The sequence below is a fragment of the Achromobacter sp. HZ34 genome, from assembly GCF_002209485.1.
Taxonomy (GTDB): domain Bacteria; phylum Pseudomonadota; class Gammaproteobacteria; order Burkholderiales; family Burkholderiaceae_B; genus Bordetella_C.
Genome location: NZ_NJIX01000002.1, coordinates 1,049,018 through 1,060,500 on the forward strand (window position 1 = coordinate 1,049,018; position 11,483 = coordinate 1,060,500).

Here is an 11,483-nt window from a genome sequence, read left to right on the forward strand (position 1 = left end):
GTAGAACCCTAGTCCCACACGATGACCACCACGCAAAACACCTCGCAGCCGCTGCCTCCCGTGGACGCCATGACGCTCAAGCGCTGGCTGCACGACGGCGCCGAGATCGCTTTCCTGGACGTGCGCGAGCACGGCCAGTACGGCGAGGCGCATCCCTTTTACGCCACCACCTTGCCCTATAGCCGTCTGGAGATCGAGGTCGCGCGCCTGGTACCGCGCCGCTCGACTCGCATCGTGCTGCTGGACGAAGGCGATGGCGTGGCGCAACGCGCCGCCAAGGCGCTGCAAGAACTGGGCTATGGCGATGTGCGCGTGCTCGATGGCGGCATGCCGGCCTGGCGCGCGGCCGGCCTGGTGGTCTTCGCCGGCGTCAATCTGCCCAGCAAGACTTTCGGCGAGCTGGCCGAGCACCTGCTGCACACGCCGCGCATCACGGCGACAGACCTGGCCGCGCGGCAGCAACGCGGCGAGGACCTGATCGTCCTGGATGGCCGCCCTTACACCGAGTACGGCAAGATGAACATCCCGGATGCCGTCTGCTGCCCGAACGGCGAGCTGGCATTGCGCGCGCAGACCCTCGCGCCCAACCCCGCAACGACCATCGTCATCAATTGCGCAGGGCGCACGCGCAGCATCATCGGCGCCCAGACCCTCATCGACCTGGGCGTGCCCAACCCCGTTCTGGCGCTGGAGAACGGCACGCAGGGCTGGTATCTGGCCGACCTGCAACTGGAACACGGCTCGCGCCGCAAGTATCCCGAGGCCATCGACCCGGCGCAATTGCCCGTCTTGCGCGAGCGCGCGCAGCGCCTGGCGCGCTCGCTGGACGTCCCCACCATCGACGCCGCCCAGGCCAGCGCGTGGCTGGCCGAAAGCGGCCGCAACACCTATCTGTGCGATGTCCGCACGCCGGAGGAATACGCCACCGGCACCTTGCCAGGGGCGCAGCATGCTCCTGGCGGCCAATTGATCCAGGCCACCGACCAGTATGTTGGCGTGCGTGGCGCGCGCATCGTGCTGTTCGATGACGAAGGCGTGCGCGCCCCGGTGGTCGCCGCCTGGCTCATCCGCATGGGTTGGGAAGTCTACGTGCTGGCCGATGGGCTGCGATCCGGTGTGTCCGTGCCGGTGGCGATGCGCACTGCCCGGACTATCCCCGCGGCAACTGCAGCGAACGTGGAATCTATCAGCGCATCAGCCTTGGCCGCCGCCGTGCGGGAAGGCGCCACGCTGGTCGACGTCCGTCCCAGCATGAGCTACCGCAAGGCGCACGTCCATGGCGCACGCTGGTCCATCCGCCCGCGCCTGCAGGCATTGGCGCTGGCGCCGCGAACCGAAGTGGTATTGCTGGCCGAGGACGCCGCCGTGGGCGCGCTGGCCGCGCGCGAGCTGCAGGCCCTGGGCGTGACCCGGGTCCGTATCAACACCGACACGCCGTCGGCATGGCGCGACGCCGGCCTGGCGGTCGAGGCCAGCCCCGCCCAGCCCACCGATGCCGACTGCATCGACTATCTGTTTTTCGTGCATGACCGCCATGACGGCAACAAGGCGGCTGCCCGTCAGTACATCGCCTGGGAGACCAACCTGATCAACCAGATCGATGCGCAGGAACGTGCCGGCTTCCGGTTGCCTGAGGATCACAAGTCCAGTTGAAACAGGCAGCTTGCCAGTGGCGCGCCCCGCCGGGGCCGCCGCTGGCGATCCGCCTGCCACTCGACGAGCCGGACGCACGATCCAGGCCGTTAACTCAAGGTTCAAGGGGAACCGCATGACACTCGCTTTCAAGCAAGCAGCCCGAGTTTCGTCCAATGCCGCCCGCGCGCGGCGTGGCCTCGCCGCCCTGACGGTCGGCATGAGCATTGCGGTGGCGCTACCCGCGCACGCCGCCTATCCTGAACCCGGCACGCCGATCCGCCTGGTCGTCGGCTTCCCGCCCGGCGGCGGCGCCGATGTCCTGGCACGCGCCGCCGCGGTGGGCATGTCCAAGGCCCTCAATGCCAACGTCATCGTCGAGAACCGGCCAGGCGCCAGCGGCATCATCGCCACCGACTACGTCGTGCGCGCGCAACCCGACGGCTATACGCTTTACCTCGGCACGCCGGGCTCGCTGACCATCCTGCCCAATCTGCAGAAAGTCCCTTATGACCCGGCCACCGGCCTGGCACCCGTGTCGGTGCTGGTGACCATGCCCAATGTGCTGGTGAGCAGTCCGAAATCAGGCATCAACAGCGCGGCCGACCTGATTGCCCGCGCCAAGTCGGGCAAGGACGTCACCTACGCATCCGGCGGCAACGGCACGATCGGCCAGATGGCGGCGGAGCAGTTCAACATGCTGGCCGGCATCAAGATGCGGCATATCCCCTACAAAGGCACCACGCCGGCGCTGACCGACGTGGTGAGCGGCCTGGTCGACGTGACCTTCTCCGATCCCTCGGTGCGCACCTTGACCGAAGGCGGCAAGCTCAAGGCGCTGGGCGTGACCACGGCGGGGCCATCCAGCGAGTTTCCTGGCGCGCCCCCCATAGGCAAGAGTATCCCGGGCTATGAACTGACCAACTGGTACGGCGTGCTCGCGCCCGGCGGGACGCCCAAGGCCGTCGTCGACACGCTGAACCGCGCGTTCGCCAGCGTCATGAAGGAACCTGATGTGATCAAGGTGCTCGCGGCATCCGGCATGACCGCCACGTCCAGCACGCCGGCCGAGTTCGGCGCGCTGATGGACAAGGAACGCGTCAAGTGGGCGGACCTCATCCGGAAAGCGCACATCACGCTGGACTGATCCGGACTCATCCGACAGGACCGCACACAGGATTGCATCATGATGACTTCCTCACGCCTTGAACCCGAGGAACGGCCCCCCGTGGCGCCGCCGCGGGAACATCGGTTTCCGCAGTTGGCCCATTGGGGGGCCTACACGGCCGTGGTGCGCGATGGACGCCTGGTCGATTGCGAACCCTTCGGCCCCGATCCCAACCCCTCGCGCCTGTTGGAGACCATCGCACCCATGGTCTATTCGCCACGCCGCATCGCGCGGCCGGCGGTACGCAAGGCCTGGCTGGAATCGCGTGGCGCGCGTGGCCGCGAACTGCGCGGCCGCGACGAATTCGTCGAGATCGACTGGGACACCGCGCTCGATCTGGTGGCCGCCGAAATCGCCGAGACGCGCGCGGAGCATGGCGCGCAGGGCATCTTCTCCGGTTCCTACGGCTGGTCTTCCGCCGGCCGCCTGCACCACGCCCGTTCGCTGATTCGCCGCTTCTATTTCGCCGGTGGCGGCGGCGTCGACCAGGTCGGCAACTACAGCTGGGGCACGGCGCAATTCCTGCTGCCGCACGTCATCGGCACCTATAACCCGCTCACCGGCCGTGTCACCTCCTGGCCCAGCATCGTCGCGCATGCCGAGGTCTTCGTCGCCTTCGGCGGACTGGCCTTGAAGAACGGCCAGGTGTCCTCCGGCGGCGCGGCCGAACACACCCTGGAATCCTGGCTGCGCAAGCTGGCGGCCGGCGGCGCGCGCATCATCAACATCAGCCCGACACGCGACGACTGTCCGGACTTCGTGCAGGCCGAATGGATACCCATACGGCCCAACACCGACGTGGCGCTGATGCTGGCCCTGGCGTATGAAATCCGCCGCCAGGGCGGCCAGGACGACGCCTTCCTGGCCAGCCACTGCGTGGGCTACGCGGCGCTGGAAGCGTACTTCCAGGGCCGTGAGGACGGCGTCGCCAAGACGCCCGAATGGGCCGCGCAGATCACCGGTATCCCCGCCGTACGCATCCGCGCACTCGCTGCACAGCTTTGCGGCAAGCGCAGTTATCTGACCTGCTCCTTCGCCGTGCAGCGCGCCCAGCATGGCGAGCAGCCCTATTGGATGGTGATCGCGCTGGCTGCGATGCTGGGGCAGATCGGCCTGCCCGGCGGCGGCTTCGGCTTCGGCCACGGCTCCATGAACGGCGTCGGCAATCCCCGCATCGCGACACCAGGTCCGGAGATGCCCGTGGGGCGCAATCCCTCCGGCCTCGCCATTCCGGTTGCGCGCCTGACCGAGATGCTGGAAAGCCCCGGCGCGCCCTACCCTTTTCAGGGGCAGACACAGCACTACCCGGATATCCACTTCATCCACTGGGCCGGCGGTAATCCCTTTCACCATCACCAGCAATTGCATCGCTTGATGCGGGCCTGGCGCGCCAAGCCCCGCACCATCGTGGTCAATGAAATCTGGTGGACGCCGGCGGCGCGCAACGCCGACATCGTGCTGCCCATCACGACGTCGCTGGAGCGCAACGACATCGGCGGCTCTTCGCGCGACTGCTACGCGCTGGCCATGCATCGGGCCATCGATCCCGTGGGCCAGGCGCGCGACGACTACGCTGTCTTCACCGACCTCGCCGAGCGGCTGGGCTACCGCGAACGCTATACCGAAGGCCGCGACGAGATGGCCTGGATCCGCCACATCTACGGCCAGTTCGCGCAGGCCCAGCGCCACGTCGGCATCGACGTGCCGGACTTCGAGGCTTTCTGGGAACAGGGCTACGTGAAACTGCCGCCACCGACGTCGGACTTCATCCTGTTCGAGGACTTCCGGTCGGACCCACAGGCCCATCCCCTGCGCACGCCCAGCGGCCGCATCGAGCTTTATAGCGCAACGCTGGCGGGTTACGGCCTGGCCGATTGCGGCGGCCATCCACGCTGGATCCCGCCGCGCGAATGGCTGGGGGCGGACACAGCGCGCGACTACCCGCTGCACCTGCTGACCATACAACCCGCCGACCGCCTGCATAGCCAGATGGACGCCGCGCCGCTGGCCCAAGGCAACAAGGTAGCCGCGCGCGAAGCCCTGCGCATGCATCCCGACGACGCCCGCGCGCGCGGACTGCGCGACGGCGACACCGTGCGCCTGTACAACGCGCGCGGCGCTTGCCTGGTGGGCGCCGTGCTGGACGACGGCGTGCTGCCGGGCACGGTGGTCATGGCGACGGGCGCGTGGTACCAGCCCGCCGACGAGGACGACGCCCCCGAAAGCGCGGGCACCGCCAACGTGCTCACGCTGGACATCGGCACGTCGTCGCTGACCCAGGGACCCAACGCCATGAGCTGCCTGGTCGAGGCAGAACGCTGGCGCGACGGCGGCGCATAGATACGTTCCTGACCGCGGCCATGCGTCCCGGCATGCCGCGGCGAAACCTGTTTTTTCTTATCGAGACCAAGAGATCATGCAGATGTACCTGTACAAGAAATTCGTCGCGGCGTGCCTGGCCGGCGTCGCGCTGGCCTGCAGCGCTCCCGCCCTGGCCGCTTATCCCGACGCCCCCATCACCTTCACCGTGCCCTTCCCCGCCGGCGGCGGTGTCGACCTGGTCGCGCGACTCTACGCACAGCATATCGGCCAGGCCACGGGCGCCAACATCGTGGTGGAGAACCGCGCCGGCGCCGGCGGCACCATAGGCGTCGGTATGACCGCGCGCGCGCCGGCTGACGGCTACCACATCGTGCTGGGCAGCCCGGGAAACATCAGCATCGCGCCCAGCGCGTATCGCAACCTGCCCTACAAGCCGCTCAAGGATCTCAAGCCGATCGCGATGGGCGTGCAGATGCCCATCCTTTTGCTGACCCATCCAGGCGCGCCCTTCACCAGCGTTGCCGATCTGATCAAGTACGGCAAGGCCAACCCCGGCAAGCTCAGCTATGGCTCGGGCGGCGCGGGTACCTCGCAGCATCTGGCAGGCGCGCTGTTCGCGCAGAAGGCCGGCGTCGACGCCGTCCACGTCCCCTACAAAGGTACCGCGCCGGTGCTCACCGACCTCATGGGCGGCCGCCTGGACTACACCTTCGGGGATAGTTCCATGATTTCTTCGGTGAAGGCCGGCAAGCTGAAGCTGTTGGGCGTGGGTGGGGCCAAGCGCTCGACCCTGCTGCCCGACACGCCCACCATCGCCGAAGCGGGGCTGCCCGGCTATGCCGCCACCAACTGGTATGGCTTCTTCGCGCCCGCCGGTACGCCTGACGCCGCCGTGGCGTGGCTGGCCAAACAGATCCAGGCGGCGCTGGACGATCCCGCCTTCGCACAACAGCTCAAGGCGCAATTGCTGGAAGCGCCGCCGCCGGGAATGGACAGTGCCGCTTTCACGAAGTTCGTCGCGCAGGATACCGACCAGTGGGCCGCGCTGATCAAGTCCATGGACTTGCATCTCGATTGAGACTGAGGCAGAGGCTGAGGCCGACGCAACGACGCGCGCGCTCGCGCAACGATAGCGAATCAACACCACGCAACACAGAACCCGGACAGGAGCCAGACATGGGAATCATCGGAAACTTTCTCGCGGAAAACACGGGCCCGGCCCGCCAGACCGGCACGCTCGCCGTCGGCAGCATGGCGTCGGGCATGGCGGTGGGCCTGCCTTACGTCGCCGTGCGCGGCGCGCAGCCAGGCAAGACGCTGTGGCTGCACGGCCAGGTCCATGGCGACGAAATCAACGGCATGGTGGCGGCGTTGCGCTTTGCCAACCAGCTGGATCCCGCGAAGATGCACGGCAATGTCGTCGTCACACCGACCGGCAACCCGCAGGCGCTGGACAGCCGCCGCAAACGCAATCCGTATGACGATCTGGATCTCGACCAGTGCTATCCCGGCAGCGCAGGCGGATTGATCTCGGAACGCCTGGCGCATGCCCTGTTCGCCGAAATCCGTGACACGGCCAGTTTCGTCATCAACCTGCACACCATGAATCCCCTGTTCAACTCCAAGGCCTATGCGGTATACAAGCTGCATCCGGGTAGCGGGGTCGAGGAGCAGGAACTTCTGCGCGCCATCGCGCTGTTCGAGCCCAACGTCGCGTGCCGCATGGACGTGGGGGGCAAGGGCGAACTGCCCGGCAACATCGCCGGCGCACTCGACTACCAATGCCTGGCCGCGGGCATCCCCGCCTTCATGGTGGAACTGGGCGGCGGCAGCCGCTACGAAGCCCACAACGTGGCGCTGGCCGAAAGGGGCTTCGCCCGCCTGGCCGGTCACCTGGGGCTCCTGCCGGGCGGGGCCGGCTACAGCGTGCCGACCGTACGCCGCGTGACGCGGCGCGGCTGGATCACCTTCACGCAGGGTGGCCTGTTCGTGCCTGAAGTCGAAGCCGGCGCAACCTTGAAGGCCGGCAGCGTGCTGGGCAAGTCGATGAACCTGCACGGCGAGCCCCTGGAAACCATCCGCCTGGCCAACGATGGCATCGTCATCGGCCTGCGGGGCGACCCCGTCATCCACACCGGCGAACGGGCCGCTTTCATGGCCCACGAATGGGACGAATTCCCCCTCGCATGAGGAGAATTGTCTGATTCACAATCACACCTTCGCACAATAGTCTGCGCCTATAGGGTTCATTACAACAATGAACTTCTATATTTAGACGGCTGGCGTATATTCAATTGCCCCTTGCTCAGCCGGGGGCAACAGGGATCGCTCCGAATACGCCGCTCCAGCACGGTGCATCCCGGCCCACACGGCCGGGTAGCGCTGATGCCGGCGTGGCGGCAATTGGGGCGCTTTGAGATAAAGAGCCCGCCGTGTCGCAACGCCCAGCCGTACTCCTGGACGCCGCAAACCGGTGATCGTACCGAGGCACGTGCTGGGCCGATTCCCCAACGGAGATCACATGACTAACGAAGCGAAGTGTCCATTCAATCATGCCGCCGGCAGCGGCACGACCAACCGGGATTGGTGGCCCAAGCAGCTGCGGCTGGACTTGCTGAATCAGCATTCCAGCAAATCCAATCCGTTGGACCCCGGTTTCAATTACGCCGAAGCATTCAAGAGCCTGGACCTGGCAGCGGTAAAGAAGGATCTCGCGGCCTTGATGACCGACTCGCAGGACTGGTGGCCGGCCGACTTCGGCCATTATGGCGGCCTGTTCATTCGCATGGCCTGGCACAGCGCCGGCACCTATCGTATCGGCGACGGCCGCGGTGGTGCCGGCCGCGGCCAGCAGCGCTTCGCGCCGCTCAATAGCTGGCCCGACAACGTCAGCCTGGACAAGGCGCGCCGCCTGCTGTGGCCGATCAAGCAGAAATACGGCCAGAAGATTTCATGGGCCGACCTGTTGATCCTCACCGGCAACGTCGCGCTGGAAACCATGGGCTTCAAGACCTTCGGCTACGCCGGCGGCCGCGAAGACACCTGGGAACCGGACCTGGACGTGTATTGGGGCAATGAGAAGACCTGGCTGGGCGGCGACGTCCGCTACGGCAAGGGCGCGGCAGGCCGCGACGCCAGCGACGAAGGCGTGCTGGTGGCCGATGCGGAGATGCATGGCCAGGAAGAAAGCCGCAACGACGACCGCCGGCTGGAGAACCCGCTGGCAGCCGTGCAAATGGGCCTGATCTACGTCAATCCGGAAGGCCCGGACGGCCATCCCGATCCGGTCGCCGCGGCGCATGACATCCGCGAAACCTTCGCCCGCATGGCCATGAACGACGAAGAGACCGTCGCGCTGATCGCCGGTGGCCATACCTTCGGCAAGACGCACGGCGCGGGTCCGGCCGACAACGTCGGCGCCGAGCCCGAAGCCGCCGACCTGGAACTGCAGGGCCTGGGCTGGCGCAATGAATTCGGCACCGGCAAAGGCGCCGACACCATCACCAGCGGCCTGGAAGTCACCTGGACGTCGACGCCCACCCAGTGGGGCATGGGCTTCTTCAACAACCTGTTCGGTCACGAGTGGGAACTGACCAAGAGCCCGGCCGGCGCGCATCAGTGGGTCGCCAAGAATGCCAAGGCCGACATCCCCCATGCGCATGACCCGTCGAAGAAGCTGTTGCCGACGATGCTCACCACGGATCTGTCGCTGCGCCTGGACCCGGCCTACGAGAAGATCTCGCGCCGCTTCATGGAACATCCCGACGAATTCGCCGACGCGTTTGCGCGCGCCTGGTTCAAGCTGACCCACCGCGACATGGGTCCGCGTGCGCGCTATCTGGGCCCGGAAGTGCCGGCCGAGGAACTGGTCTGGCAAGATCCCGTCCCCGCTGTCGATCATCCCCTGGTCGATGCCAAGGACATCGCCGCGCTGAAGCAGAAGATCGCCGCCACCAAGCTGTCGGTGCCTGAGCTGGTGTCGACCGCGTGGGCGTCGGCATCGACCTTCCGCGGTTCGGACAAGCGGGGCGGCGCCAATGGCGCGCGTATCCGCCTGGCGCCGCAGAAGGACTGGGAAGTGAACCAGCCGGCGCAACTGGCCAAGGTGCTGGCGGCGCTGGAAGGCGTGCAGAAGGAGTTCAACGGCGCGCAGGCGGGCGGCAAGAAAATCTCCATGGCCGACCTGATCGTCCTGGCGGGCTGTACCGGCGTCGAGCAGGCGGCCGAGAAGGCCGGGCATAAGGTGACCGTGCCGTTCAAGCCCGGGCGCACCGATGCCTCGCAGGACCAGACCGACGTTGAATCCATCAATGCCATGCAGCCGGCGGCCGATGGTTTCCGCAACTACGTCCATCCGCGCGTCGGCATTCCGGCGGAGCATCTGCTGATCGACCGTGCGCAATTGCTGACGCTGACGGCGCCCGAACTGGCCGTGCTGGTCGGTGGCCTGCGCGTGCTGCACGTACACACCGGCGCGGAAACGCACGGGGTGTTCACCGATCGGCCGGGCGCGTTGTCGAACGACTTCTTCCGCAACCTGCTCGACATGAACACCGCATGGAAGCCCAAGTCGGCGGCTCGTGACGTCTTCGAAGGCCTGGACCGCAAGACGGGTCAGGCCAAGTGGACAGGCACCCGCGTGGACCTTGTCTTCGGCGCCGACTCCCGCCTGCGTGCCTTGTGCGAGGTCTACGCCAGCGCGGACGCGGAGAAGAAGTTCGTCGACGACTTCGTCAAGGCATGGGACAAGGTGATGAACCTGGACAGGTTCGATCTGGCTTGATGCGGTTCGGACCTGGGCCTTTGTTCGGCCCATGCTGACGGCAACGAAAAAGCCCGGCCTGGATGGCGATCCAGCCGGGCTTTTTTTCAGAACAGCTTTTTGGCCTGCAGGGTGATGGTGAAGAGTTCCTGGGAGGGATTCTTGAAATTGCTCGCGTCCGGCACGCCGGTGTCGATGCGTTCCATATCATCGACGGCATACGATTTACGCGAGAAATAACGCTGCATCCTGCCGGTGGCCAGCAGATCACCCTTGAACAGCGCGGGACTGAAATTCGTCTTGTGGCGATGGAAATCGGTGCTGACAGCAACCAGGGTCCAGTGGCACATGCCCTGGCCGTAATAATCCTCGTCCTTGAGCAGGTCGAAGGTCAATTCCCCGCGATACGTATTCGGTCCGACACGCGTGAGTTCAACGGGCGCCCGGTACTCGGGCGCGATCGTCGCTCCTGTAAAGCGCGTCAGTGGCACACAGTTGGGCGTGTCCACCACGTAATCGGCGAACCCCTTGACCGGCTCGAACGCCAGCGACGGATCGCTTACCGTGGCCGTGATTTCGTACTTCATCCGTGCATCTGAATTCAGCTTGATGTCGGGCTTCTTGTTGCTCGCGGCGCTGGTACCGCAAGCGGCCAACGACGACAAGCAGGCAACACCCAGCAAAACCGGACCGAATCGCAACGCCGAGGCCAAGGCCATTCCAAGCTCCTGTTTATGAAACGTGTGCATACTAACCAGGAACGAGGCCGGGCGCGGCATGGCTGAGACAAGTGCTTGCAATATGGCGGCCGTCCCGCGCGACAAAATGGCGCGCTTCGGCTAACTTGCGGCGGTTCAACCGTGCTTTGGAGATCCAGCTTCATGCGTTCGACCCTGCAAGCCTTTGCGCTGATACTTGCCGCGGCAAGCCTGTCACCCGCGCTCGCCGCCGAACCCGCGGGCACCGCGTCATTCGATGGGAAATGGAGTTATGCCAGCGAGTGCAACTTCGGCCATTTCGCGTCGCTCGCGGTGACGCAGGGTAAGGACGGCGCAGCCACAGGCCAGTGGTCCGATGGCACGCGCGTGCGTGGCAGTGCTGGCGATCTGCGCGGTCATCTGGAGGGCAAGAAGCTGTTCGTGCGTTTCTGCACCGACGATGCCGAAAATGGCAGCACGCAATGTCCCGCTTATGAAAAGGAAGACTCCGCGTATCTGGTTCGCGAAGGTAAAAAACTGGCCTGGTACCGCAAGGTCGGCGCAGGCAGCAACAGCCAGTTCGAGAAATACCTGGAACTGCAACACGGCGATCGCAAGTCCATCTCGAAAGACAAGGCCTGCCCGAAAGACGAAGAGTGAAAGATGAAGGCTGAAGTGAGCGACGCGGCGCGACGCCGCCGCGTTGCGCGCAATGACAGCGCAAAATGAAAAAGCGGCTTGAAGGATAAACCTTCAAACCGCTTTTGACCGCTGAACTACACGGTGAATTGGTGCGCCCGGCAGGATTCGAACCCACGACCCCTTGGTTCGTAGCCAAGTACTCTATCCAACTGAGCTACGGGCGCTTTGGTACAGAAGCGAGATTCTAGCACAACTTTTT

The 11,483-nt window shown here is 65.7% G+C and carries 8 protein-coding genes and 1 tRNA gene; 7 read left to right on the forward strand and 2 right to left on the reverse strand.

The features are described 5' to 3' along the window. Positions 1-21 precede the first annotated feature (21 nt). From CEY05_RS11385 to katG, 6 genes are all read left to right on the forward strand, one after another. A complete protein-coding gene (locus tag CEY05_RS11385) occupies positions 22-1,653 on the forward strand; it encodes a rhodanese-like domain-containing protein (protein ID WP_088601095.1) in 1,632 nt (543 codons plus the stop codon). Positions 1,654-1,768: 115 nt separating this feature from the next. Continuing rightward, on the forward strand, positions 1,769-2,779 hold the full coding sequence (locus tag CEY05_RS11390) for a tripartite tricarboxylate transporter substrate binding protein (RefSeq protein ID WP_233161467.1): 1,011 nt from the start codon (positions 1,769-1,771) through the stop codon (positions 2,777-2,779). 39 nt (positions 2,780-2,818) lie between these two features. Next, positions 2,819-5,140 (forward strand): molybdopterin guanine dinucleotide-containing S/N-oxide reductase, encoded by a 2,322-nt coding sequence (locus CEY05_RS11395; protein ID WP_233161468.1) that lies wholly within the window; start codon positions 2,819-2,821, stop codon positions 5,138-5,140. Positions 5,141-5,216: 76 nt separating this feature from the next. Then, complete coding sequence (locus CEY05_RS11400; protein WP_088601094.1) at positions 5,217-6,200, forward strand: tripartite tricarboxylate transporter substrate binding protein; 984 nt, start codon at positions 5,217-5,219, stop codon at positions 6,198-6,200. A 98-nt stretch (positions 6,201-6,298) separates the two neighbouring features. After that, positions 6,299-7,312 carry a M14 family metallopeptidase gene (locus tag CEY05_RS11405; RefSeq protein ID WP_088601093.1) on the forward strand — a complete coding sequence of 338 codons (1,014 nt, stop codon included), beginning with the start codon at positions 6,299-6,301 and terminating at the stop codon, positions 7,310-7,312. 331 nt (positions 7,313-7,643) lie between these two features. Continuing rightward, on the forward strand, positions 7,644-9,905 hold the full coding sequence (katG, locus tag CEY05_RS11410) for a catalase/peroxidase HPI (protein WP_088601092.1): 2,262 nt from the start codon (positions 7,644-7,646) through the stop codon (positions 9,903-9,905). An 86-nt stretch (positions 9,906-9,991) separates the two neighbouring features. On the opposite strand, the gene CEY05_RS11415 is transcribed toward katG, so the two are convergent. Beyond that, a complete protein-coding gene (locus CEY05_RS11415) occupies positions 9,992-10,603 on the reverse strand; it encodes a hypothetical protein (protein WP_088601091.1) in 612 nt (203 codons plus the stop codon). Positions 10,604-10,765: 162 nt separating this feature from the next. On the opposite strand from CEY05_RS11415, the gene CEY05_RS11420 reads away from it, so the two are divergent. Beyond that, on the forward strand, positions 10,766-11,242 hold the full coding sequence (locus tag CEY05_RS11420) for a hypothetical protein (protein ID WP_088601090.1): 477 nt from the start codon (positions 10,766-10,768) through the stop codon (positions 11,240-11,242). Between the two features lie 129 nt (positions 11,243-11,371). On the opposite strand, the gene CEY05_RS11425 is transcribed toward CEY05_RS11420, so the two are convergent. Beyond that, positions 11,372-11,448 (reverse strand) — tRNA-Arg (locus tag CEY05_RS11425). Between the last annotated feature and the right edge of the window lie 35 nt (positions 11,449-11,483).

Coding starts and splice junctions, on each gene's coding strand:
- CEY05_RS11385 (WP_088601095.1), top strand. CDS start 22: ATGACCACCACGCAAAACACCTCGCAGCCGCTGCCTCCCGTGGACGCC.
- CEY05_RS11390 (WP_233161467.1), top strand. CDS start 1,769: ATGACACTCGCTTTCAAGCAAGCAGCCCGAGTTTCGTCCAATGCCGCC.
- CEY05_RS11395 (WP_233161468.1), top strand. CDS start 2,819: ATGATGACTTCCTCACGCCTTGAACCCGAGGAACGGCCCCCCGTGGCG.
- CEY05_RS11400 (WP_088601094.1), top strand. CDS start 5,217: ATGCAGATGTACCTGTACAAGAAATTCGTCGCGGCGTGCCTGGCCGGC.
- CEY05_RS11405 (WP_088601093.1), top strand. CDS start 6,299: ATGGGAATCATCGGAAACTTTCTCGCGGAAAACACGGGCCCGGCCCGC.
- katG (WP_088601092.1), top strand. CDS start 7,644: ATGACTAACGAAGCGAAGTGTCCATTCAATCATGCCGCCGGCAGCGGC.
- CEY05_RS11415 (WP_088601091.1), bottom strand. CDS start 10,603: ATGGCCTTGGCCTCGGCGTTGCGATTCGGTCCGGTTTTGCTGGGTGTT.
- CEY05_RS11420 (WP_088601090.1), top strand. CDS start 10,766: ATGCGTTCGACCCTGCAAGCCTTTGCGCTGATACTTGCCGCGGCAAGC.